Annotated in this window: 26 protein-coding genes and 2 tRNA genes; 21 read left to right on the top strand and 7 right to left on the bottom strand. The window is 32.0% G+C overall.

Features of this window, described 5'->3' with window-relative positions; genetic code table 11:
* Window positions 1-35: 35 nt before the first annotated feature.
* From WDZ41_04420 to mnmA, 3 genes are all read right to left on the bottom strand, one after another.
* The gene (locus WDZ41_04420) at window positions 36-773 is read right to left on the bottom strand and encodes a hypothetical protein (protein MEX0940577.1); all 738 of its coding nucleotides are present in this window, start codon (window positions 771-773) and stop codon (window positions 36-38) included.
* 191 nt (window positions 774-964) lie between these two features.
* Window positions 965-1633 (bottom strand): hypothetical protein, encoded by a 669-nt coding sequence (locus WDZ41_04415; protein ID MEX0940576.1) that lies wholly within the window; start codon window positions 1631-1633, stop codon window positions 965-967.
* Between the two features lie 130 nt (window positions 1634-1763).
* Window positions 1764-2828, bottom strand: a complete 1065-nt coding sequence (gene mnmA / locus WDZ41_04410) for a tRNA 2-thiouridine(34) synthase MnmA (GenBank protein ID MEX0940575.1) — start codon at window positions 2826-2828, stop codon at window positions 1764-1766.
* Between the two features lie 210 nt (window positions 2829-3038).
* Here mnmA and WDZ41_04405 point away from each other — a divergent pair, with 210 nt between their 5' ends.
* From WDZ41_04405 to WDZ41_04395, 3 genes are all read left to right on the top strand, one after another.
* Window positions 3039-3821, top strand: coding sequence for a hypothetical protein (locus WDZ41_04405; protein MEX0940574.1), 783 nt, complete (start codon window positions 3039-3041; stop codon window positions 3819-3821).
* Between the two features lie 150 nt (window positions 3822-3971).
* Window positions 3972-5612, top strand: coding sequence for an arginine--tRNA ligase (argS, locus tag WDZ41_04400; protein MEX0940573.1), 1641 nt, complete (start codon window positions 3972-3974; stop codon window positions 5610-5612).
* Between the two features lie 24 nt (window positions 5613-5636).
* Entirely contained in the window at window positions 5637-6200 is a 564-nt protein-coding gene (locus WDZ41_04395; protein ID MEX0940572.1) for a hypothetical protein, read from the top strand.
* Window positions 6201-6273: 73 nt separating this feature from the next.
* Here the strand turns inward: WDZ41_04395 and WDZ41_04390 are convergent, their stop codons facing one another.
* On the bottom strand, window positions 6274-7305 hold the full coding sequence (locus WDZ41_04390) for a hypothetical protein (GenBank protein MEX0940571.1): 1032 nt from the start codon (window positions 7303-7305) through the stop codon (window positions 6274-6276).
* Window positions 7306-7443: 138 nt separating this feature from the next.
* Between WDZ41_04390 and WDZ41_04385 the strand changes: the two genes are divergently transcribed.
* From WDZ41_04385 to trxB, 8 genes are all read left to right on the top strand, one after another.
* Window positions 7444-8400 carry a hypothetical protein gene (locus WDZ41_04385; GenBank protein MEX0940570.1) on the top strand — a complete coding sequence of 319 codons (957 nt, stop codon included), beginning with the start codon at window positions 7444-7446 and terminating at the stop codon, window positions 8398-8400.
* Between the two features lie 162 nt (window positions 8401-8562).
* Window positions 8563-9159 (top strand): translation elongation factor Ts, encoded by a 597-nt coding sequence (gene tsf / locus WDZ41_04380; protein ID MEX0940569.1) that lies wholly within the window; start codon window positions 8563-8565, stop codon window positions 9157-9159.
* Window positions 9160-9173: 14 nt separating this feature from the next.
* Window positions 9174-9878, top strand: coding sequence for a uridine monophosphate kinase (locus tag WDZ41_04375; protein ID MEX0940568.1), 705 nt, complete (start codon window positions 9174-9176; stop codon window positions 9876-9878).
* An 11-nt stretch (window positions 9879-9889) separates the two neighbouring features.
* The gene (gene frr, locus WDZ41_04370) at window positions 9890-10477 is read left to right on the top strand and encodes a ribosome recycling factor (GenBank protein ID MEX0940567.1); all 588 of its coding nucleotides are present in this window, start codon (window positions 9890-9892) and stop codon (window positions 10475-10477) included.
* 77 nt (window positions 10478-10554) lie between these two features.
* A tRNA-Lys gene (locus WDZ41_04365) sits at window positions 10555-10630 on the top strand.
* Window positions 10631-10657: 27 nt separating this feature from the next.
* Window positions 10658-10744: transfer RNA gene (locus WDZ41_04360), tRNA-Leu, on the top strand.
* A gap of 15 nt (window positions 10745-10759) precedes the next feature.
* The gene (locus tag WDZ41_04355; protein MEX0940566.1) at window positions 10760-12061 is read left to right on the top strand and encodes a trigger factor; all 1302 of its coding nucleotides are present in this window, start codon (window positions 10760-10762) and stop codon (window positions 12059-12061) included.
* Between the two features lie 3 nt (window positions 12062-12064).
* Window positions 12065-12997 carry a thioredoxin-disulfide reductase gene (trxB, locus tag WDZ41_04350; GenBank protein MEX0940565.1) on the top strand — a complete coding sequence of 311 codons (933 nt, stop codon included), beginning with the start codon at window positions 12065-12067 and terminating at the stop codon, window positions 12995-12997.
* Here the strand turns inward: trxB and WDZ41_04345 are convergent.
* Window positions 12992-13540, bottom strand: coding sequence for an NUDIX hydrolase (locus WDZ41_04345; GenBank protein ID MEX0940564.1), 549 nt, complete (start codon window positions 13538-13540; stop codon window positions 12992-12994). The genes trxB and WDZ41_04345 overlap by 6 nt on opposite strands.
* Window positions 13541-13666: 126 nt before the next feature.
* Here WDZ41_04345 and WDZ41_04340 point away from each other — a divergent pair, with 126 nt between their 5' ends.
* Entirely contained in the window at window positions 13667-14878 is a 1212-nt protein-coding gene (locus WDZ41_04340; protein ID MEX0940563.1) for a hypothetical protein, read from the top strand.
* Between the two features lie 2 nt (window positions 14879-14880).
* Here the strand turns inward: WDZ41_04340 and WDZ41_04335 are convergent, their stop codons facing one another.
* Window positions 14881-16767, bottom strand: a complete 1887-nt coding sequence (locus WDZ41_04335; protein MEX0940562.1) for a hypothetical protein — start codon at window positions 16765-16767, stop codon at window positions 14881-14883.
* A 228-nt stretch (window positions 16768-16995) separates the two neighbouring features.
* Between WDZ41_04335 and WDZ41_04330 the strand changes: the two genes are divergently transcribed.
* From WDZ41_04330 to WDZ41_04295, 8 genes are all read left to right on the top strand, one after another.
* Window positions 16996-17631, top strand: a complete 636-nt coding sequence (locus WDZ41_04330; protein MEX0940561.1) for a hypothetical protein — start codon at window positions 16996-16998, stop codon at window positions 17629-17631.
* Between the two features lie 81 nt (window positions 17632-17712).
* Window positions 17713-18351 carry a hypothetical protein gene (locus WDZ41_04325; protein MEX0940560.1) on the top strand — a complete coding sequence of 213 codons (639 nt, stop codon included), beginning with the start codon at window positions 17713-17715 and terminating at the stop codon, window positions 18349-18351.
* 139 nt (window positions 18352-18490) lie between these two features.
* Window positions 18491-19105 carry a hypothetical protein gene (locus tag WDZ41_04320; protein MEX0940559.1) on the top strand — a complete coding sequence of 205 codons (615 nt, stop codon included), beginning with the start codon at window positions 18491-18493 and terminating at the stop codon, window positions 19103-19105.
* Between the two features lie 77 nt (window positions 19106-19182).
* Window positions 19183-19335, top strand: a complete 153-nt coding sequence (rpmH, locus tag WDZ41_04315; protein ID MEX0940558.1) for a 50S ribosomal protein L34 — start codon at window positions 19183-19185, stop codon at window positions 19333-19335.
* Window positions 19336-19337: 2 nt separating this feature from the next.
* Complete coding sequence (rnpA, locus tag WDZ41_04310; protein MEX0940557.1) at window positions 19338-19676, top strand: ribonuclease P protein component; 339 nt, start codon at window positions 19338-19340, stop codon at window positions 19674-19676.
* 374 nt (window positions 19677-20050) lie between these two features.
* On the top strand, window positions 20051-20626 hold the full coding sequence (locus tag WDZ41_04305; protein ID MEX0940556.1) for a hypothetical protein: 576 nt from the start codon (window positions 20051-20053) through the stop codon (window positions 20624-20626).
* 202 nt (window positions 20627-20828) lie between these two features.
* Entirely contained in the window at window positions 20829-21701 is an 873-nt protein-coding gene (locus WDZ41_04300) for a hypothetical protein (GenBank protein ID MEX0940555.1), read from the top strand.
* Window positions 21702-21726: 25 nt separating this feature from the next.
* Window positions 21727-22194: a hypothetical protein gene (locus WDZ41_04295; GenBank protein ID MEX0940554.1), complete on the top strand. Its 468-nt coding sequence runs from the start codon at window positions 21727-21729 to the stop codon at window positions 22192-22194.
* A gap of 1 nt (window position 22195) precedes the next feature.
* Here the strand turns inward: WDZ41_04295 and WDZ41_04290 are convergent, their stop codons facing one another.
* On the bottom strand, window positions 22196-23590 hold the full coding sequence (locus WDZ41_04290; GenBank protein ID MEX0940553.1) for a PhoH family protein: 1395 nt from the start codon (window positions 23588-23590) through the stop codon (window positions 22196-22198).
* A 166-nt stretch (window positions 23591-23756) separates the two neighbouring features.
* On the opposite strand from WDZ41_04290, the gene thrS reads away from it, so the two are divergent.
* Entirely contained in the window at window positions 23757-25466 is a 1710-nt protein-coding gene (thrS, locus tag WDZ41_04285) for a threonine--tRNA ligase (GenBank protein ID MEX0940552.1), read from the top strand.
* The last annotated feature ends 194 nt before the right edge of the window (window positions 25467-25660 follow it).

The following is a 25660-nucleotide window of genomic DNA, read 5'->3' as shown; positions in this document are numbered from 1 at the left end:
CGCCGCTCTCTTTTATATTTCAATAATATTTTTAATTATCCTTGAGTAGATCCATTCGAAGAACTTTTATCTTTTGGTGAACCTAATAAAACATCTTTTATAAGAATATTAAATTCATCATTATTTAACATCTCAGCTTTTTTATCATTAAATTTTTCCACTATCTTTTCTGCTTTGTCTTTTTTCTTTAAGTTAGTATACATTTTTTTAAATGAAAAACAGCTTAAACTAGACATAACTAAAGCGCCAAATCCTGATAACGCCTTTTTTGCATTATCCGGAGAAAGATATGCTAAAAATCCTAAACCAAAAACACCCGCACCGGCTACCACTCCAGTTACTGCAAGCTTTATTGCTTTTGTTTTTTGTTTAGATTTGTAACCTGCAACGCTAAAATTGGTACGCTCACGAAAAGCATTAACGACATCTTTTGACTCCTTAGTCAATATAGTTGCATCAACAACTTTATCAAGTGAATCTACAGTTGTTGCTCGTACTTGTTCAGTTGGCAAATTATTTAATGCAATAGCCAATTGTTTTGGGTCACTTTCTATTTCATAACACATAGCCATTCTTGCAATAGCTAATTCATTGTTAGCAGCTTGAAGAGGTGTTTTTTCTCGAACAAAAATACCTCTTGGATTAAATGAAGAAAGCGAAGGTCGCCATGATGATGATTTACCCTTTTCTTCTTGTACAACATCAACATCTCCTGCGTTAATTACACTCCCCAACAATCCAAATAATACAATTGGTAAAAATAGCTTTTTCATGAAGCTTCTCCTGTAATGAGTAAAAAAATTCAACATTTCAAAACAGTATAAATTAAAAAATTAAAGAATCAATTGAATTATCAAAAATTAGACGATCATCAATAAATAAGGTTTATGCATTTTTCTGTTAATTGAAATAAAAAAATTACCGTGAATCGAGAAAAAGTCAAGAAATCAAAAAACCTAAGCTATTAATCTTTAGTGCGGAAACTATTAGTTTTTTTCAGAATGATTTTGTTTAAGAATGGAAACCTAGAGAGCTGTTGATCAAACAAAGCTTTATTTTTCTTGATTTGATTAAATTCAAGCGTAATATTTTTTTTGCGATTGGCAATCATAATCCACTGTTCTAATTTCAAATTTGTAAGCATAGCGCTTGCACATAAAAGACCACGTTGAATTATTTTACTGATAGCTTCCTCGCTTTGATTTACCAATAACGCGCTTGAGGCCAAAAACCCAATACCTACGGCTATTTTAAATTCTTTTTGCTTAGAGGCCATTGTTTGTTGATATTCTTCATAGGTCAGCATATCAACTTCATAAAGCTTTTTTGCAAAATTTTGCACTAGTTGATGTGATGCATCACCTAATTGATCTTGATACACTAAAGAAGGTAAAAATTGTTCTATTTGCGCGAGCTGCTCATGACAATTATTTTTACTTAATTGATTGCGATAGTTATAAATTTCTTGCAGCATTAATTTCATACTACCTTGGCATATTATTATTTTGGCTGCATCTAATTTTTTTTCGCTAGAATTACGTATTTGCCGCATAAGAGGAGAATAATTTCCTTGAGCCACCGTAAAATACCAACAGTACATGAAAATATAATAAAAATAGGATTGTGCTTTCATTTGATATTACTCTCTCTTTTTTATGCTTTTTATTTTCTTTTTACATCAATTCTACTGATAAAACAAGCAATAAAAAAAAGGATCCAGCAATGCCGTGATCCTTCTAACATTTAAAAAGCTTCGCTTTTGCTTATAAAGAACATTCGGTTATCACACCACTACCCAAACAATGATTACCATCATAAAAAACGGCAAATTGCCCTGGTGCGATACCTTGATCGCGTTCTTTTAATTGCACGCGTAGTTTATTTGCATTAATAAATTCAATAATGCATGGAACCATATGCTTGCCATGACGCATTTTGACTGAAAGTTCAGTTTTTTGCGGCGCATTGCCATTCAGCCAATTGCATCCGCTTACATCAAAATTATCTCGCTTTTTATCATCAGCGTAATAATTGCGTGAAATATATACAATATTGGCATCAATATCTTTTGCGCTCACATACCATGGCCCCCCGGCTAATCCTAATCCTTGACGTTGGCCAATAGTATAAAACCAAAAACCATTGTGAGTTCCCATTTTTTTATTCGTTTCTACTTCAATAAGATCACCTGATTTTTCCCCCAGATTATATTTAAGAAATTCCCTGAATGAAATTTTGCCCAAAAAGCAAATTCCTTGGCTATCTTTACGGCTTTTGGTGGGCAGATCAAATTGTTCAGCTAATCGACGCACTTCTGCCTTATCTAGATGCCCAATAGGAAACAATACTCTTTTTAATTGTGCTTGGCTCAAATGCGAAAGAAAATAGGTTTGATCTTTAATTGGATCGGGTGCTTGATATAAATTGGCTATGCCATTTTTTTCAGTAACTTGTGCATAATGTCCTGTTGCTACTTTATCAAAGCTCGCATCAATTTTATCTAAAAAAGCGCCAAACTTAATCCGTTGATTACACAAAACATCCGGATTTGGTGTGCGCCCTGCTTTAACCTCTGCAATTGTGTAAGAGACAATACGGTCCCAATACTCTTTTTGCAAAGAGATCACGTGCAAAGGCACGTCCAGCTGTTCACACACAGCTTGCGCGTAAGACAGATCTTCTTCCCAGGGACAATTGCCCAAGAAAGAAAGTTCATCTTCTAGCCAAATTTTTAGGTAAAAAGCGGTTACATCGTGGCCTTGATCTTTCAAAAGCTTGAGAGCTACTGAGCTATCAACTCCACCAGAAACCAATACTGCGATTTTCATTCTTTTTCTTTCCCTCATAATAGTTTCAATTAGAATAACATATTTTTTTTCAATGGAATACCTCTTTTCTCACCCCTATCTTACCTTGAAAGTCCATTTTTTTACTATTTTTATCAAAATTATAACTTTCTACTTGAAATTTTTTATAATTGGTGTAAATTTATAATAGGAAATATATTTAAATTTTTAATTAAATTAAGGAGAACTCAGATGAAAATTTCTTTAAAAACTTCACTTTTTCTGGCTATAAGTTTGGTAGTCAGTTATTCAATTGGCGCCATGGAAAATGATCCATCGAAACGAAAGTCATTTATTGGTTTCATATCAAAATTAAAAACTTCAGCTTCCCAAATACGAAATGCACAAAGCACCTTATTCACACAAAACATCTTTAATAGAAATGATAATGATGATGGAGTCGATCTCCCAAAAACAGAAAAAGAAGAAACAGAAAAAGAAGAAAATACAGCAAGTAACGACGGTTCTGAAATTTTAAGACTTACCAAATTATTTGAATTAGAAGATTTGAAAGAATTAAAAGAATTATTGGCTACTCCTGAACAAAACATTCCAACAAAACAACCCGAAAAAACTCCCAAAGACGAGCAAACTCAGGATAGTGATATTATATATTTCAATTTACCGCCATTTGAGGATACAGTACTTACTCCAACAAGTGATTCACTTTCCTCTGAACTCACAAAATATCAAATTATTAATGAGACTCCGCAAAAAATGCATCTCTACATACTCGACAATAATACAAAGGATCAATTTTCAATTTTAAACGAAACAAGCTTATTGCCCGGCAAGAATAAAACTGTTTGTATTAATAAAGTTAACTATTCACCTCGTTTTCGATTATGTGATGGCTCTTTAACCTATTCAAATATAGCTTCAAAAGCGCGCTTAATTGAAGAAAATCTACTCAAATATAATACGCTCAAGATCTATTATAATGATGAAGGCAAGCTAATTGTTTTTAATTATTAATTTATAATTTAAAATCCCATTGCTGAACACCAAAATATTTAGCAATGGGATTTTGCCATATATCTGTCGTCTACTCATACAATTCTTTCAAAAATTTATCATTCATGATAAACTAATTTCTAAAAATTGAACCTATTATAGAAGTTAATCATGAATATTATCGATCAATTACATACCGCATTCTTTTCATTTTTAGATCAACATTTTGCAATAACCACTCATATACTGGGGATCACATTTGACCTGAATGTGGATTTACAAAAAAAACAATTTGGTGATATTTCATCGAATGCCGCATTAATTTTAGCCAAGCAACAAGAAAAAAATGCTCGTGAGCTTGCTACAGAAATTGCCAATCAATTTACCCATGCATATCTTGAACGTATTGAAGTTGCTGGCCCGGGATTTATAAATTTTTTTCTCACACCAGAAGCATATCGCTTATTATTGATTGATATGTATGAATATCCTCAAAAATCATTTGCTTCCGATTTAAAAAAAGAACGTTATTCGGTTGAATTTGTCAGTGCTAATCCAACAGGCCCTTTACATTTGGGGCATGGCCGCGGTGGTATTATCGGCGATGTACTTGGTAATATTTTATCATTTTTAGGTCATCAGGTTACGAAAGAATATTATATAAATGATGCCGGCTCACAGATTCAAAAATTAGGTAATTCACTTAAAATACGTTGTCAACAAGCACTTGGCATTGATGTCGCACTACCTGAAGATGGTTATCAAGGTGAATATCTAAAAGATTTAGCAATACAATGTATTAAAGAATATGGTAAAGATTTATTAGAAAAACCGAATTCATTCTTTGCTGAATATGCCAAAAATTATTTACTGGAACAAATCAAAAAAACATTAGAAACATACGCTATTTCTTTTAATTTGTGGTTTTCAGAAAAAACATTGCATGAAGATGGTTCAATTGAGCGCACATTACAAATATTAATCGATCATGGATTTACTTACCAATTAGATGACGCGTTGTGGTTTACGTCTACACAATTTGGTGATGATAAAGATCGTGTTTTACGCAAAACAAATGGCGAATTAACCTATATTGCGGCTGATGTAGCATATACTAAAAATAAATTTGACCGTGTCGATCGTGCCATTCTAATTTTGGGTCAAGATCATCATAGTTATGTAGTAAGATTAAAAGGAATTACCCAAGCTCTTGGCTATAATCCTGATAATTTAGAGGTGATTTTATACCAATTGATCACTTTAAATGAACAAGGAGAACAATTGCGTATGTCAAAACGTGCTGGCACTATGGTTACACTCAAAGAAATTATAGAGACCGTTGGCACTGATGTTGCACGTTTTTTCTTTTTAAATCGCAAAGCAGATGCGCATTTGGATTTTGATCTATCACTTGCTTTAAAAAAAACCGAAGAAAATCCCGTTTATTATATTCAATATGCCTATGTACGTACTAAAAGTATTTTGCAAAAAGCACAAGAAAAAGAAGAATTATCCGATATCAATAAAAATGACGTTATTGCCATTAATATACAAGAACATTTATTATTACGTAAAATTATCTCACTGAAAAATCTCTTGCGCTCTATAAATAATAATTATCAAACCCATTTACTTACCTATTATGTATTAGAATTGGCACAAACTTTCCATGCTTATTATAGTAAAAACCGTGTAATTGATATGAGTAATATTGCGCAAAGCCGTGCACGATTATTGCTCATTAATGTTTTAAAAAACACATTTGAACTTTGTCTTGATCTACTTGGTTTAAGCAAACCAGAAAAAATGTAACACTAAAACACCGAAAGAATACTCATGCAAAAATCAAAAATTTTATTGTTCACTCTTTGTATACAAATGTCGCTTTTTTCTCAAGATCAATCAAATTTTTTCAGCGTTTTGACCAATATTTTTAAAAGCTCCGAAAGTAATGCTGAAAAAGAATATTTAGCTAAAATCAATAAAGAAGCAGAATATTTTAGGCAAGATTATTATTGCACTGATAACCAAAAAAGAGTTTTAGATAAAAAAGAATACAGTCTTTTTCTTTTAACTATTTTAAATCAACCGGATATTCTTAAGTTTTTTGTTGGTACTGGAGCCATTGAAAAATGTGGTTTTGCTAAGCGTATTTTACAGCATAAAATTAACATTCGAAACGCAGATAACTCTATTTCTTGCGTTACTCCGCTCCAGAAAGCATTACAAAGGGAAGAAGAGATTTGCACTAATAAAGCATTACCAACTTGCCATTGCATACAAGCACGTAAATTGGTTGATCAAATGATTAGAATTTGTAACGAAGCAAGAGTTAAAGAGGAAATAGAAAACGATACAAAATTACAAGAATTATTGAAAAAACGTAATCAAAAAAAATAAATTTAAAAAATACTTTTGGCGAGAAGTGTTCAAGCTTCTCGCCATTTTGGCCTATCACAATGTATCGATTTGCTTATTCTATCTCCATTTCATCTTCAGATGTATCTTCTTCTGTAGTAACTTCGTCTTCAGTTTCTGTATCACTTGAATCATTCTTTCCCCATAGACTTTGCAATCGTTTAAATTGTATATCTAATATTTCTAATTTACTCTGAATAGATTCATTCTCAGGAAACTTATACTCAATAGATTTATATTCATCGATAATTTCCGCAATACATTCTTTATTGGAAAACAATTTTATAAATAATGGTGAGTTGTGTATCTGAGCAATTTTTAAAGGACTAAAATTTGAATTAACTGCTCCCTCTTTTTTTAATTTATCAATTAAATTGTCAATATTTTGATCTTTTTTATATGCAGCTACTAATAATAATGGCATTAAATCATAGCGCTTAGTGAATGCAACTATATGAAGAGGCGTGAAACCATATTTATCTTTCTGCCATACATCAGCACCAAAACATAAAAACTTCCAAATAACTTGAGGAGATCCTGCTAAAATAACAGTATTAAAAGGAGATGATTGCCACCAGGGATATAAAGCAGAACAAGCCGAATTCGGAGAATCATTTGGATTAGCACCGCGCTTTAAAAGCATTTCAATAATTGGCATGTGTTGAGCTATCTTCTCAGATAAGCAAGAGAAATCAAGCTCTATTTTTGATTTATTATAAGGAATACTTTTATATACTAAACTTTTCGATAAAGTTTGTAGTGGCGTCTCGCTATATCTATCTAGAACTTCTGGATTGCATCCTTTTGCAAGTAAACATTTGACATAGTTTTCTTTATATTCCTGCCTTGCATAACATAAAATATAAGTTAGAAACGGAAATTTATTATAATCGCGCAATTGATCTAGTTCTTCTTTGCTATGATTTTTAATTATTTCATCATAATGGTTATCAAGCTGAGCCCAAATTTCTACTTTTTTTCCAAATTCAGAAACTGATAATTTGAGTTTTTCTGAGTCAACTTCCATGCTGTATACTTGACAGCAAGTGCCCATTATCAATATGAAAAGAAAAATTTTTTTTATCATCAATCTTAATCCTATTCTTTTGAAAATTAAAATATATAATTAAAATTTATTATAAAGATAATTAATTAAATTTCTATACAATTTCCGGTTAATTATTTATCTTCTTTTCGTATAAAAAAACAATTTTAGGAGCAAAATATGAAATCAAGCCATATCATATTATTCATTAGTTTAACACTATGTTTTACTACTATTCCCATGGAGACTGAAAAGCTTCATTCTATTTTTGTTCCTGCACAAAATGGGTATATCCCAGAAAATTATGCACAAAAAATTACTTTTGATGAACCAATTCATGCATTTAATATATTGCACAATCCCGTAAAAGATGATTTCGGTCAAAATTATTGTATTGCTGATTTTAAAAAACAATTAGACGAAACCTTTCCTGAAAAATTGCCTAATCTTAAGTTATATGGCAGCTCACAAGGAACTGCAACTCTAATCAATTGGTTGGCTGATCAACCAATTGAAATGCAAAACAAAGTAAAATGTTTAATTTTAGAATCGGTGATTGGGTCAGGTAATAACGCAATTGTGCATACTTGTGAGAATTTAGTAAAACCTATCGGTTATCTGCCTTTTGCTCATTATTGGCTGCCAATATGTGCCAAAATATGTTTTCCTCATTATAATCCCCTAGGAAAACAAGCATTAAATTCAGCAAAAAAATTACCTAATAACTTACCTATCATTATCATGCATGCAATAACTGATCCTCAATTATCTATTAATGATGCACGTGAGTTATATTGTACATTACGAGAAAAGGGGAATGATAATATTTATCTCTTTGAGATTAATACTGATCAACCAGTTCATTCAGATATTTTGCGTTTTGAAACTAATATGAATCGGCATCAGCAAAATTACAGTGCACTTCAACATATTTTTGAAAAATATAATCTGCCTTATAATAAAAAAATTAAAAACGAATTACGTGTTAATTTAAAAAATTATCAACCTAATACACAAGAAGTAAAAAATAAAATTAAAAAAAACACAGAAGTTGGTAATTTTATTAAAAAATCTATCAATACTTTTACCGGTTTAGCAGCGGCAAGTTATCTGTATTCTTTTTTCAGTGCCTATTAATATAGCTCTATAAGAAAATCTTAATGCATCTGAAATCGAAATCAACAAACACATGGTCCTTATTTTTTAGGCCTAAGGATTGCGAAATGCCGTATTTCTGGCACACTAAATGTACAAACAAGTGATTGACAAGTTATTCTATGGAACTAAGGAGTTTTCAAAATGGCAAAAATTGATAAGGACCTTATACAAAAATTGCGCGTTAGAACAAGCTGCGGCATGATGGATTGCAAAAAAGCGCTCGAAGAATCAGATGGTGATATTGAAAAAGCAGTAGAATTTTTGCGCAAAAAAGGCGCTGCTGTTGCTGCAAAACGAGCAGAACATCAAACAGCCGAAGGAATTGTACAAGCCTATATTCATCCTGGCGACCAACTTGGTGTTTTAATTGAAATTAATTGCGAAACTGACTTTGTGGCCCGCACTGAAGAATTGAAAAAATTTGCATATGATGTTTGTATGCATATCGCCGCTATGCGCCCACTTTATTTGAAACCAGAAGATGTTGATCCAAAATTTTTAGAGCATGAGCGTTCCATTATTCGCGAGCAATTAGCAGATTCTGGAAAACCAGCTAAAATAATTGATCAAATTGCTGAAGGTAAGATAAATAAATTATTCAGTGAAATATGTTTACTGCAACAACCATATGTTAAAAATGATCAATTAACCATTGATGATGTATTAAAAGAAATGATCGCAAAAACGGGTGAAAATATTATTATTAAACGTTTTTGTCGCTATGAAATTGGTGCTTAACTGGCAATAAAATCATGCAAAAGAAAATAATACTTCTTAAAATTACGGGCGAAGTACTAGCTGGCGATGATAAGCAAATCGATATTTCGCGAATTATACCTCTTGCCAATCAAATAAAAAAATTAAATCATTCGCATTATTTTGGCATTGTGATTGGCGGTGGCAATTTTTTCCGTGGCTCTAAACAAGGACCAACATTAGGATTAACTCCTTTTGTTGCCGATCAAATCGGTATGCTGGCTACTATGATGAATGGTTTAATTATTAACGATTTATTTCAAAAAGCGGGTATTGAATCTTCTTTGCTTAATGCATTACCATTGCCAGAAGTTGGTAAACCAATTACACAGGATATAATTAAATCGGCATTGAGCAAAAATAAATGCCTTATTTTTTGTGGTGGTACCGGCAACCCATTTTTTTCTACTGATACCACTGCCGTTTTAAGAGGACTTCAGATTGAAGCAGTAGAAATATGGAAAGGCACTAATGTAGATGGGGTTTACTCTGATGACCCAAATAAAAACCCTGACTCTAAATTATTATCAACTATTTCATTTACTCAGATGCTTAATGAACGTTTAAAAATAATGGATGCGCCAGCAATAGCTTTAGCACAGCAGCATGATTTACTTATTCGAGTGTTTAATATTTTTAAGCCTGAAGCATTAATGCAAGCAGCAGAAAATGATACTTTTGGCAGTAAGATTACCCCTTAAAGGATTTGTATATGATAGAACTTCGATTAACCGATCAAAATACTAAAGAATTTGATCAAGCAATTAAACAAGAGATGGATAAAGCAATCCGTCATTTTGAACGCGAACTTATTACCATCAGAACCGGGCGAGCTCATCCTGCTTTGGTTGAAGATATTCAAGTAACTTGCTACGGCAGTTCCGTGATGCGTCTACGCGAATTAGCTTCAATCGCTACCCCTGAAGCACGCCTTATCACCATAACTCCCTGGGATCGTGGTGTTTTAGGTGACATTGAAAAAGCTATAATGCTTTCAGATTTAGGCGTTACCCCTATTAATGATGGCACCATCGTTCGCATCACTTTACCAGATATGTCTACTCAACGTCGCGAAGAATTAGGCAAACTCCTTGCCAAAAAACTTGAAGATGCAAAGGTAGCCATCAGAAATGTGCGCAAAGAGTTCAATAACTTAATTAGAGATGAACTCAAAGAAAAAAATATATCTGAAGATCATTCTCGACGATTAAATGAACACTTACAGAAAATAACCGATGATTTCATTGCGCAATGCGATAAAATGGCTGAAAAAAAACGCCAGGAAATTATGACCGTATAGCTTTATTTTTTAGGATACTATGCTACACTATCTGATGAATCGACGGTTAAGCCGCATGTATCCTCATGATTAGACGAGGGCCGCTAGCTCAATTGGTAGAGCAACAGACTCTTAATCTGTGGGTTATTGGTTCGAGTCCAATGCGGCCCACCAAATCGGTTCGATAAAAAAAGGTATATTGCAAGAGTGGCGAAATTGGTAGACGCACTGGATTTAGGATCCAGCTCCCGAAAGGGAATGTGGGTTCGAGTCCCTCCTCTTGCACCATAAAAAGGAGGCGTAATGAGTCAGCAAGGCCCGTCTTTAACTTGTACGATAAAAGCGATTAATAATCAATTTTGTCATGCAACTATTAATATTCCCTCTCCATATATTGATGCGATTTATAATGAAGTATCAGCTGCTCAGCAAAGTAAAGTGAGTACTTATGGTTTTTCTCAAGGAAAAACACCAATGGGCTATATCCAGGAATATTATAAAAGTAATATCATTGAACACATCATTGAATTTTTATTTAAATATTTTGTTATCAATTTTTTATATGATGAGTTGCATGCATCTAAATTATACTCATCAACCGAACCTCGTTTATATGATATTTTTGTAGAACCTCATCATGATGCTATTTTTCATTTTGAAATTTCATTATCTCAAGCTATAGAATTTCAAGAATGGAAGCATTTTCTTTTTAAAGCACCAAAACGAAAAAATTATAAAGATATTGATCGACAGGTTGAATCTTTTATCAAAGAAGAACAAGAACGCGCAAAAGAACATGATCATACCAAAGTATGCTTAGGTGATTGGGTTTGTTTCGATCTTCAATTACTTAATTGTTCAAAAAAACCTTTAATGGGTATTTATCAAAAAAACTTATGGCTTAAAATTGGAAACGAAGAAGCTGATAGTCCATTTCAAGAATTACTTCTCGATAAGGTTATTGGTGATATTTTAATTACCGATGCGCAATGCCTTCAAGAATACTTTAGCCATAAAGTCGACACTATGTATCTTTTTGGATTAACAATTTGCGAAGTTGTCCCTGATCAATATTTTTGCTTTGATGACTTTAAACATCATTTTCGCCTCAAAACTAATAAAGAAATTCATCAAAAACTTATTGAAATATTTTCTTACCGTAATGATATCTCTCAAAGACGCGGCATAGTGGAAGAAGCATTGAAATTACTGATATCAAAACATCATATAGAAGCACCAAATTACATGGTTTTAAGGCAACAAAAACTTGTTTTAGAATCTGTACAGAATAATCCAGACTATCAAGTATATAAAACACAGCGTAACTTCAAAGATACTATCCGCTTACTGGCCACCAAACAAGTTAAAGAAATGCTTTTAATCGATCAATTAACGCATAAAGAAAATCTTTCAATTTCAAATCGTGATGTAAAAGGCTACCTTAATTTAATCAAGCGAGCACGAACTAAAGAATTTATTTATTTTAATCCACCACCTACAAAAGTTGATGGTCAAGAAATGCCCATTCCCGCAGCATTATTTAAACGTAATTGTTTACGAGAAAAAACACTTAATCATATTATTTATCATCTGACAAGGAAATAAGCAATGACAAATGAAGCACGCAATTTGATTATTATTGGCTCTGGTCCTGCAGGGCTTACCGCTGGCGTTTACGCAGCTCGTGCTAATTTAAAACCGCTCATTATTGATGGCCCTGAGCCGGGTGGGCAATTAATGGGAACTACTACTGTAGAAAATTGGCCGGGCGAAAAAAGTATTCTAGGGCCAGAATTAATGCAAAAAATGCGAGACCATGCCAAAAATGCGGGCGCCGAATTTAAATCAGGTGTTATAAAAAAAGTAGATTTTTCATCAACTCCATTTAAATTATGGACTGAAAAAGAAGAAGAGCTTACTGCGCATGCGATCATTATTGCTACCGGCGCTACCCCTAAACGTTTAAATTGCCCCGGAGAAGATAAATATTGGGGAAAAGGAGTTACCACCTGTGCGGTATGCGATGGCGCATTTTTTAAAGATAAACCGGTTGTCATTGTTGGTGGCGGTGATACTGCAATGGAAGACGCTTCTTTTATGACACGCTATACTGATGATATAACTATTGTACAAATCGAAGAAGAATTGACCGCCTCTGAGGCCATGAAAGAACGAGTTATTAATAAACCAAATATCGATATAATTTATAACAGTACGGTAACTGAAATAAAAGGTGATGATCAGGGCGTTAAAAGTGTCATTATCGAAAATAAAAAAACTGGCGAAAAAAAAGAAATTGAAACAAATGCAGTATTTATCGCGGTTGGTTTAAAACCAAATACGCAGCCATTCAAAGGGCAGATAGACCTTGAAGATAATGGTTATCTGATTGTCAAAGATAATACTAAGACATCGGTTAAAGGTGTTTTTGCCGGAGGCGATGTACATGATTATCGCTATAGGCAAGCAATTACTGCCGCTGGTGCTGGTTGTATGGCGGCATTGGATGCAGAAAAATATTTAAAAGAACATGATTTATAAATTATTGTAATTTGCAATCCATTTATTAAACATGCGAACCACTGAAGAATTATCAGTTGGTAACTCTTCTAAATTTTTCCCTATCCATCGTAATTCTTTTGATTCACGATTTTGTATAATTTGTTCATCACTCGTTACTTGCAATAAAAAACGTACATCATAATGATAATGAGCTTTTTCTTTTTTATTTTCAGGAATAAGATGAATATCGATATCAAAAATATTACCAGAAACGGGCGCAATAGATACAATACCAGATTCTTCTTGCGCTTCTGTTAACGCAACGGCTAATACATCCGGGTTACCATCACAATGTCCACCTAACTGGAACCAACGATCTAATTTTGCATGATGCATGAGCAGCGCCTTAGTATTATCTTTATTAATAATCCATGCCGATCCCGTAAAATGGCCAATTTCTAAAGATCGTTCAAAACATTGTTCATACTGCTTTATAAAATTAATCATTCGTTCTTGAAATATTTTTTCTTCTAAAGATGGTAAGTATCGATTAAGTAATTCGATTAATGATGTTCTATGCAAAAAAATTCCTTCAATACAAAAATATTAATTTATATTTATATTTTAACAAAATTCTTGTTTTTGTACCAATACTCTTTGGTAAATTAATGAGTAACTTATTTTTATATTATTCGGTGGAAAAATCTTATGATGAAAAAATATCCTTATAATAAAATATTCAACCCATGGCAATATGAAGAAAAACCATTTACTGAATTTTCTTTTACTAAAAATAATAAAAATCACAATGCAGAACTATTCTTTATAAATCTTAAAAATCGTTTAAAAAATTATCCTGCATCATTGCGTCAAATTAAACATCTTTGTTGTGGTTATAAAAAAGAAAAGTTTTTAATCGAGCAATTAGAAATAATACATGGCATTGCATGCAATCATGAAATAGCTACTCTTTGTGATTATTTTATTAAATGCTATGGCACAAGTTACACACTTAATCAAGAAGAAAAACATGCATCAATTGATAAAGTTATGGCCAAATATAATAGCATTTTACGTTTATGTAGCCTCAGCTCAAAACGCAATGAGCAAAATCAATTTTTGTATACGCTTGCAAATGATTTTTTCTTTTTTTGTTTTGATCCCAACACATTTTATGATTTTATGCAGTTAACGGATAAATCAAATTATCATCCATTAATTCGAATGATTTATTCAATTATATGGATACATTTGGGTAGTAAGGGATGGTGTACCTGGCATCACCATACTATTGAAAATCTAAAAAAAGAGTCTCTACAAGGAAAAGAAATTGTATATATTGCAGGCGGCACTGATATTTATCAGCTACTCAAAAATGGTATTTATACAATCCGCGTTATTGATCCATTTCTGCCCACACAAAACACATATTATTCAAATGGATGGCGAACATTAGTTGGTGGAAGAGATATTGACCAAATTGGAGATGAAATCCATATTCCATTTGATGATACAACTATTATTTTAAAACGTATTGATTATAAACAACACGGCCCATTTTTTGCACAATTATCTAATGGCAAAAAACGGCGATTGCCAGAAAGCACTACTTTATGGCATGTCTATAAAAAAGATACTCAAAAAAAATGTGGTGTGATTACTATAAACCGAAGGTTTACTCAGCAAAATGATTTTTCTTATAGTCCAAAGAAAACGTTATTGCTTTCATATAATGAACTCTATTTTATTGCTACGTCCGGCGAACAAAGTTGGGGTATTGATGTGCACAAATTAGATCCGCAATTGAATATATATATTAAACAATTGCGGAATCCAATTTCAAAAAAAATATTGAAAAATATATCTTATACAGACCAAATTGATTTTTCTTTTATTCAACTTGGTAACTGTATTAATTAATATTATTTTTTACGTTTTTTTCTTGCTTCTTTCTCTTCAATTCTTCTTTTAAAAGAATCTGGAGTCATGAATAAATTTTGATAACGAAAAGGTTCTATTAATGCCTTTTGCTTATTATTTTTAGCGGAAGGAGGATTAACGTTATTTACATTTAAATTGATATTATAAGAACTAGTTCTGAAATTGATTGTTTTCTCTTTTTCAACTAATTCTTTTTGTCTATTAGTTTCTGCTTCTACTTGTTTTCTTTTAGAAGCCCTAGAAGTACGAAACCGACTTTGATTTCTTATTTGTTCAACTGCAAGACGTCGTTCTCTGGCAAGATCCGTCTGAGATTGAATATTGCTATCAAAATCTTGTATAGAATCTGCTTTTTTTTGCGAAATTTTAAAATATATTTTTTCATTTGACAAAGATATATTAGAAAAAGAATCATTTAAATTACCTATATGCTCAAAAAAATGTTGCTTAATATTTTCATTTTCTTTTATAACCTGTTTACATAGCGTACATTGTTGATTTTCCTTATGAAAAGTTAAACAATGATCTAATAAAATATTTTTTGACTTCTCATTACAAGGGAATATATGAAAATCATTATCAATACCACCATTTTTTTGATAATTGTCTACACACACGTAGCAAGTAATGTATTGAGTACCATTAGGTATTTTTTTTATTAATTCATTTCCTGAAAGTAAAAAATACCCATTATTGCCATTCCAAAAATCTTTAATATGCTGATTTGCATGTTCATAATCTTTTGAAAAGTCTACTTCTAGATTACAATAAGTACATTTATTATTTATTATATGCATGTTTTTTATATGATCATATATTGACATACAATTGTTATCATTAATATCCAAAGTAAAATAATTTCTTGGGTTTCTAAAACTACATAATGTACAGCGAAGTAATAAGCCTTTAATATCAATAGGTTGTCCCCCAAAATTTGGACAATTAAAAGGGATATTATTATCAGTTGAAAAAGTTTCATCGGTTAAATCAACAAATTGATGGCTAATTGGCTGATTTACGTTCTTATTTCCATAAGCTGTATGAGAACGATGCGATACAGCAACTAAAAATTTGGACCCTTCAAGGTCAAAAATTTCATCAATATGTTGTTCAATATGTTGTTTAGTATAATACGGCATATATTGTTCTGCACTTATAAATTCTTTTTGGCAGTACGTACAGACATTCTCATCTATATGTGCAAGTTTGATATGATCATAAAGAGAAGCTTCTACTTTTCCCTCGGATGGAAAAATAAACGTTTGACACACATTACATCGGAAATAATTAGTTTGATTTTCAGTAGGCATCTGAATTGGCTGATTTGAAAAATTTTGATAATTTTCAAGCATTTTTTCTGTTTCGGCAATTTCAACTAAATCCAGATCAGAAAAACTAAACTGATCTTCAGGATAAATTGGTGTGAGTGCACTAAATGAAGAGTTATCAAAAATATTCTGTTCATTGAAATTAAATTTATCAAACGCATCTATAAATTCAACAAACATATCTACAGAAAAACACGTTCCTACTGGCAACGGAAGCTCACTTTCTTTAAGGCATCGAAACCCTTGTTGATCTTTTATTCGGTCACGAGTCATGAAATGCTCAGCTATATGCTTATCTAGTTCCAGAGCAGGTTTATTGCAAATACCGCATATATCATCAAACATATGAGAATCATATATGTGCTGATATATATTAGGTTGCTTACTTTTATCTACATAATAGCCGGTACGACAAAAATTACAGATAATTACATTTTCATCGATCACTTCTTGTATTGGTTGTGCAAATGGATCATTTTCCATCGCTAAACCAGGTAAAAAACAGGTTAAAAGGACAAAATACGTTAAAAATTTTTTCATTTTTAGTTCCTTGTATGCAGTTATTTAATTGAAAAAGTATGCTATATATTATCAATTATATAGCATTTATTTCAGATTGCAACAATTAACATCTCCCTTTCTCAACTCAAAAACTCCCAAAACCCCCTGTAAATTTTTCAAATTAAGGAATATTGCGCTATTTATTGTTTGATTTATACTTACTGCTATATTATTTTTTCACAAAAATACAAAGTTCAAGGATTATTTATGCACATACCTAAATTATTATTACTAATACTTCTTGTGTTACAAATATCAACCACTGCCCATGCTCTCGATGCTATCGCATTAAAATCATTCAAAGACGAATGGCAGTTTCTTGATTACATGCTCTTAGAAAAACCAACGCAAGAATTTTATAGTCTCAAAAATAAATCAATTGGTTTGATCTCTACTTTCATGGGTTTTGAATTAGGAAAAAATATTAGTGGTTTACTTGTGAGCAATAGGTTAGCAAATTTAAATGCTGAAGAAGTATATCAATCGAATGAAGAAAATCTAACATTAGTATTTTTATATGAAACAATCAAAAATATTATTGGATCTATGAGCTTATTTATTACCTATAAAGGCTATAAATATATTTCTAAACACTGGATCCAATTCAATGCATTAAAAAACTTTATTGAAAATTGGTCAACGTATAAAAAATATACGCCACAAGAATTCCATGAATCTTTTGATATGCTGTCCCGATTGTATAGCAATAAAGAAACATATAGTAAATTCAAAAGCATTACTTATGAACTCATCCCGATTATCGAACAAACACTAAAACATCATTTCCCAAAAAAATATACCCCCGTTACCAAAACCCCTTTAATTCCATGGATTTTGGAATAATAGACTTAGCAAAAGCCTGATTAATTTCGAACTTTTTTATTTCTTTCTTTTTGATTAAAAAATTATAAAAAAAGGTGCCTCATGAATACAAAAAAAATCTTACTCCTCCTTACTATCTGCATAAGTACTGCGCAAGTATCATCCAATGATACTATTGCGCAAAAAGCTTTTAAGAATCGCGAATGGGAGTATATGGATTATACTTTCATTATTAAACCAAATAAGGAATTATATTCATTGAAATCAAAATTGAAGCTTGCTGCTGCTACATTTGGAGGATTTATAAGCTCAGTATTTGGCACTTTAATTTATGTTATTGAAACAAATCAATTAAATCGACTTGAAAATGATAAAAAATTTGAAAAAGCTATTGACATGCCTTGCCTAATTGCAACCTGCGGCACTTTACTCGGTTATCTGTGGTATTTACCAAAAAGCATCATGTTTAATGCTTTAAAAAATTTCATTAAACAATGGCCAGCAAATAAAAATATAACCCCCAATGAATTGCATGATTTGTTTGATGAATTATATCAACTTTATAAAACTGATTATAAAAAATTTAAAAAAGTTGCCTCTGATTCTTTATATATAATCAGACAAGCAATCGAATTACATTTCCCAAAACGCTATCAAACAATTACCACAAATGGCACAACGCGTTCAATTGGTATGATGAGTTGGGTTTTTGGATACGAAAATCAAAGTAATTTTATATAGATTTTCAAATTAAACGCCCTTGATGTGCATATCGAGAGCATTTAATGCTATATTTACTTCTATTAAATATTTACCATTTATGATTGGTGGGAATTTTATGAAATGTAAACAATTCTTAATACTTTTATCTGTTATGTTTATGAATTCAATTTTTGCAATGGATGTTATGTACATAAAAAAATTCCTCGCTCTTTATTTTCTTATTTTCACATTTATTGGAAGTAACTTGCATGCTAATGAACCATTGGAATTTCTTGATAGAGAATGGGATTATATAGAAGAAGTTCTTATTGCAAAGCCAGCAGAAGACGCCAAACATAATGCATTGAATAATATATGGTTTGCACCAATTCTTGGTTTTGGATTAGCTGGTTATATAGCAGATACCTTAATAGATAATAAATCAAACAATTCCACCGCTCGTGCGGATAATATCTTCGCAATAGGATGTATTGGCTTTTTTATTGGCATTGGATTCTTTATCACCTATAGAGATGCTGTATTTGAGCAATTTGTTTATGAAAATTTCCTTGAAATTATAGAAGAATGGCCAAAACATCAAAGATATATTCCTGCTTGCTTTCATCCAGCGTTTAATGAATGCGTAGAATTATTCCATACTTATGGAAGCAATAGCCCTGAATGGCAAAAAAAATCCGAATCTATGATTAATGCTCTTCAGAAGGCAATTATGAATCATTTTACACAAAAATATTATCGGCAGAAGATTAATAATACCGTATTGGTAATATAGAATTTGAAAAAAATCCTTTTTTGCCCTATAATTTAAAGTATCAAAAACTTGAAAACTACAATTAAGAAGGTTAAATCATGTCAATCACCTATAAACCAAGCCGTGTAAAACGTAACAGAAAGCATGGATTCCGCAAACGCATGAAAAGTAAAGACGGCAGAAAAATATTGAATCGTCGCCGTGCCAAAGGACGCAAACGCCTTGCTGTACGTGCTCGCATACGTCAATAATTATGCAAAATCCAGGTTTGGCTCGACGCATAAGCGTTTTTTCTAAACCCGAAATTCAGCAATTGTTCAAACAGGCTCGAACTTGCCTGAATGAACAAGGACTTGAAGTGCGCCTCGCTCCTCAAAAAAAGGAATATGGGCGCATTTTGGTTGTTATTTCTCGAAAAGCAGGTAATGCGGTAAAACGTAATCTCATCAGACGTCGTTTAAAACATATTTTTTACCAAGAATCTTTATTTAATCATGGTTTGGATTGTATTGTATTGGCTAGAAAAGAAGCAATGAATTTATCTTTTGAGCAACTAAAAAAACTTTTATTTAAGGCATTTGAAAATGCTTAATTATATATTAATCTTTCTTATTCAAGTAATTCGCCCTTTACTCGGGCCCGCGTGCTGTAAGTATCCGGTCTCTTGTACCAGATACGCAGTATCAATACTCAAAGAAAAACCTCTCTTAAAAGCGATCTATTTAATAATACGACGCGTATTTTCCTGCAATCCCTTTTCTCAGCAATTTGTTGATTAATTTCAAGCCTGAAAATGTATTGCAATTTGATATTCATCCCCAGCCCTGTTTGCAATTTTTGATTGATCGTATATACTTATAATATTGAAAATATACTTATTTATGGGGGCATTTTGTTATGAAATTAATTAAATTATCTATTTTTTTCCTGATTTTTTCTACTTTGCAATGTAATGGCATGAATTTCATGAGTTTTTTGATTGAAAAATCTAACCCTCCACTTGTGCTCAGTTTTGATGATTATCGTGAAAAACTTTTAAAAGAATATAAAGAATGTGAAAAGGAAGATACGAACGCTAGCAAAATTATTGAATTAAGCACAAATTATAAATTAGAAAATAATCCAGTTAATATAGTTGTTTTATTGAATAATTATTATGATGAATCGAATGATGAACTATACACAGATCTTTTTAAAATATGTTTGCAGAAAATGAACACTGATTCTATATCTTTTCATAATTTTAAAACACCTATTGCTGAATACTCTTTAACCGATAAACATATTGAATCATTAAAAAAATGGGCACAATTTAGTCATCAGACTAATTTAGATGAGGATGATGAAGTAGATTCTAAATCAGAAAATATTTCCTACTTAAAGCATATGGTTGCTACTCTAAAACCTTTTCCTTCTAAAAAAGAATATCGATTCAAACAAATTATTACTGGAAGCCTTTGCGCTTTATTAGGAACAGTTGCATACTTCACCTATAAATCAAATTTTTTTGGATCTCTTTGGAATAAAATAACCCATTATTAAATTTTGTATTTTAAGAGCCTATCCGGAAAACATAACAATTTGAAAAAATCGTTTTAAAAAAGTAAAATCTTCTCGTGTTTAAAGCAAAAAACAAGCGAAATGTATTGCTATTTGATATTAATCTCGACCCTGCTTGCAATTTTTTCTTGATCCCATATACTTATAATATTGAAAATATACCTTGTTTATGGGGGCTTTTATTATGAAATTAATTAAATTATCTATTTTTTTCCTTATTTTTTCTACCTTGCCATGTAATGGCATAAGTTTTCTGATTGAAAAATATGATTTGCCAAATACTCTGACTTTTAATGATTATCGTGAAAATCTTGTAAAAGAATGTAAAGACGGTGCAGATGCTAGCAAAATTATTGAATTAAGCACAAATTATAAATTAGAAAATAATCCAGTTAATATAGTTGTTTTATTGAATAATTATTATGATGAATCGAATGATGAACTATACACAGATCTTTTTAAAATATGTTTGCAGAAAATGAACACTGATTCTATATCTTTTCATAATTTTAAAACACCTATTGCTGAATACTCTTTAACCGATAAACATATTGAATCATTAAAAAAATGGGCACAATTTAGCCATCAGGCTGATTTAGATTCAGAGAAAAAATCAGAAAATATTTCATACTTAAAGCATATGATGAGTACTCTAAAACCTTTTTCTTCTAATTCTGAATTAAAAGAGGGTTCTTCATCAGAAGAGGGTTCTTCATCAGAAGAGGGTTCTTCATCAGAAGAGAGTTCTTCGTCTGAAGAGAGTTCTTCGTCTGAAGAGAGTTCTTCGTCTGAAGAGGGTTCGTCAAAAAATAAACCATTAGTTAGTCATCAGGTAGTTAGTCATCAGGCTTATGAAGGTAATGAATCAGATTCTAAATCAGAAAATACCTCATATTTAGAACATATGGTTAATACTCTAAAACCCTTTCCTTCTAAAAAAGAATATCGATTCAAACAAATTATTACTGGAAGCCTTTGCGCTTTATTAGGAACGGTTGCATACTTCACCTATAAATCAAATTTTTTTGGATCTCTTTGGAACAAAATAACCCGTTAATAAATTTTGTATTTTAAGGAATAATATGCTTATATTATTTTTCATGCTTTTCTTTTCTCTTTCTTGTTTTGCAGAAAATAAAGAAAATTATTTTGAAAAATTTAATCTCAAAAAAAATCCCGCGAATATTTCATTATTATCAGGAAAATTTACTAACACAATAGGTTCTTCCACGCAAGAAGGACAACTTTTTGAAAAGTGTCTTAAGCAACTTTATGAAGATGCACAAAATTTAAAAACCAACAAAGTTCATCCTAAATATTCGCTATCAAAAGAACAGATCGCCATTATAAAACAACGAGCAGCCGAACTTGGCAAACACTATGAACAACTTGCACAGAGTTTACACCCGTTTCTATCCCAAAAAAAAGAAGCTGAACGTAATCAAAAATGGCGGCATCAAGGAGAGCGAAGTTTATGGACTATTGGAATAGGCGTAGCTGCAATCCTTGCTTACTTATACGGATTCAAAAATGGTAAAGATGACTTCTAAGCTACCACACTTCGCTTACCATTCTACTTAATTCACTGCGTTCACTAGTTTCTAGGAATACAGTACCAAATAATGGTTGCCCTTTAAACTTACTGTTCGCAACAATTAATCCATTACTGCTAAAATCTAAATACGGTGAATCAATTTGATATGGGTCGCCAGCTAAAATAATTTTACTACCCTCGCCAACACGGCTAATTAAAGTTTTGACTTCATGCGGGGTTAAATTTTGTACTTCATCAATTAAAATAAATTGATACGGAATTGAACGACCTCGCATATAAGTTATGGCTTCTAAACTTATTTTTCTTTTTTTTATTAATTCATCTAACGGATCCATCTTTCTTTCATCCCGTCTTCCTTTTTTAGGCCGCACACCACCACGTCTTCTGGAATACATTTCCTCATATGCCGAGACATTACGCCTTCCTCCATTTACTGAATGCAATATAAATTCCATATTATCATAAATTGGTTGCATCCAGCTATGTAATTTTTCTTCGATAGTGCCGGGCAAATAACCAATATCAGGTCCAAGCGGTATAACGGGACGAGAAATTAAAATTTTTTCATATATATCTTGAATGAGCACCTGCTGCAAACCTGCCAACAATGCCATAAATGTTTTTCCGGTACCAGCCGTGCCAATTAAACTTACCAAAGGAATCTCTTCATCTAAAAGTAAATCAAGCGCCATTGCTTGTTGAGCGTTACGCGCCCCAAGAGGCCATTCAAATTTTGGAGGCAATACTTCTTTAAATATTCTTTTTGGTGTATAACGATATAATTTGTAATTATAAGGATTGCTTCTACTAGAAAGTAACGCAAACTCATTAAGCGTCATGCCTCTATCTTTTTCGAGTTCCTCTAATTCTGGTGGCATAGCTTTTTTTAAAGAGATCGCCGGCACTTCAATTTGAACCCAGCCTTGAAAAAAACGCTCAGGACTTACTTGCCCTTTTAAATAATCTTGTGCTGAGATTCCAAGCGTATCCGCTTTTACACGTGCATTTAAATCTTTAGAAATAAATTGCACATCATAACCACGGTTTTTTAAATCAAGCGCAGTAAGCAAAATTATATTATCAGCCAAATTCAAATTCATAGAAAGTGGGAACTCAATCTTCTCAGTATCCGGTACAAAAAATACTTTAAGTGTTCCACCATTATCAAGTGGCACACCCTCGCGCAATGAACCCGTGGCACGTAATGCATCTAAATGCCGAATTGCTTGGCGCGCATTATAACCACGTTCAATACTTTCTCCTTTAAACGAATCTAATTCTTCAAGAACCATAATAGGGATACCAACTTGAGCAGATTTAAAACTAAAAATTGAATCTGGATCATGTAATAAAACATTGGTATCAAGCAGATAAATTCTATTTCCTGCCATGCATTTCCTTATTGAGTTTGCAATTAACTTCTTCCCTTTTTGATATACTAAACGCAAGTCATTCTTGCAAGGATTCATTTAAATCATTGTATTATGTTCGGTACAAAAAACAATATATTTCGGCTATACTAAATTTAATATCAGCTATTTTATTTAAGGATGATGCATGAATGATAATAAAAATGATTTACCAAAACTTCGCCACTCAGCCGCTCATTTATTAGCGCACGCCATAAAAGAGCTCTATCCAAATACGCTACTTACCATAGGACCCGCAACAAAAGAAGGTTTCTTTTATGACTTTTTACCTGAAAAAAATTTTAAGCTAGAAGATCTTCCAGCTATTGAAAAGCGCATGCATGAAATTGCTGATCGAAATTTGCCTATCACCCATACACAAATCCCAAAAGATAAAGCACGCGAAATATTTGCCGGCAATCCGTTTAAACTTGAATTAATTGAGCAAATCCCCGATAACACCGTAGGTCTTTCACAACAAGGTGACTTTTATGATTTATGTCGTGGTGGCCATGTTGATTCAACCGGTGAAATTAAACATTTTACTTTATTAGGTATTTCAGGCGCTTATTGGCGCGCTGATAAAAAAAATGCTGCGTTGCAACGAATTTCAGGAACTGCATTTTATTCCCAAGAAGATTTAGATGAGTATCTTGCGCGTAAAGAACAGGCGGCACAGTTTGATCATCGAAAATTAGGAAAGCAACTTGATTTCTTTTCTTTTCATCCAGAAGCAATTGGTTTTCCATTTTTCCATCCTAAAGGCAAAATAATTCTGAATGAATTAACTAATTATCTAAGAAAACTCCAAACACAACATAATTATCAAGAAATTTCCACACCAATGCTTTTAAATGATGAATTATGGAAACGTTCAGGACATTATGCATTTTATAAAGATAATATGTATTTTTGCGATATTGATGACGAAACCTACGCAATTAAACCTATGAATTGTCCTGGCGCATTTTTATTATATAATGAGCGCCCTCATTCTTACCGCGAGCTTCCCTTACGCCTTTCAGAATTTGGCCTCGTGCATAGGCATGAGCTATCCGGTGTTTTACATGGTTTACTGCGAGTACGCGCATTCACCCAAGATGATGCCCATATTATGTGTTCAGTTGAACAATTAGAAACCGAAATTCAAGATATTATTGAGTTAACATATGCCGTATTAAAAAGATTTGATTTTCCTAATATTAAAGTTGCATTATCTACTAAACCAGAAAGTGCAATGGGTTCTGATGAATTATGGCACAAAGCTGAAAAAGCTTTAGAAAATGCGCTTAAAAAAAGCAATCTTGAATATACCATTCAAGAAGGTGAAGGAGCATTTTATGGACCAAAAATTGAATTTAAAATTTTAGATTCGATGAAACGTGAATGGCAATGCGGCACTATTCAAGTTGATTTTTTCCAACCAGAAAATTTTGATCTGACCTATGTTGCTTCAAGTGGCAAAAAAAAACGTCCGGTTATTATTCATCGTGCTATTTATGGTTCTCTTGAACGTTTTTTTGCCATCTTGCTTGAACATTATAAAGGCAATTTACCATTCTGGCTTGCGCCCGTTCAAATAAAAATATTAACTATCACTGATGCACAGAAAGATTATGCCGCTTCTATTCTTGATATATTGAAAAAACAGCATCTACGGGCAGAAATGGATACTACTTCAGATCCGATTTCTGGACAAATTAAGAACGCCCAAATGGAAAAAATTCCATGGATGTTAGTACTTGGCAAAAAGGAAGAAGCAAATAATACAATAACGTTACGCTATTTTGATGGCAAGCAAGAGTTCAATCTTTCTATTGATGATATTTTACAAAAAGCACACGAATTACAAAAATAATATCTAAATTATTAAAGGCTCATTATCAAATGGGCTTTTATTTTTATCTAAAAATTAAATTGCATAATATATAAAAAAATTACTAAAAAAAACTGTTAATTAAACATATTACTGACAAAATAACAAAATAAAAATGTACATTGTGAAAAAAAATAAACATTTAACATACTAAAATTGTTGACTTTTTAAAAAAT

The organism is Candidatus Babeliales bacterium, from assembly GCA_040879965.1.
Classification (GTDB): domain Bacteria; phylum Babelota; class Babeliae; order Babelales; family JACPOV01; genus JBBDJI01.
Note: the sequence above shows the minus strand (reverse complement) of the source record. Positions and strands in the feature narration are given on the sequence as shown.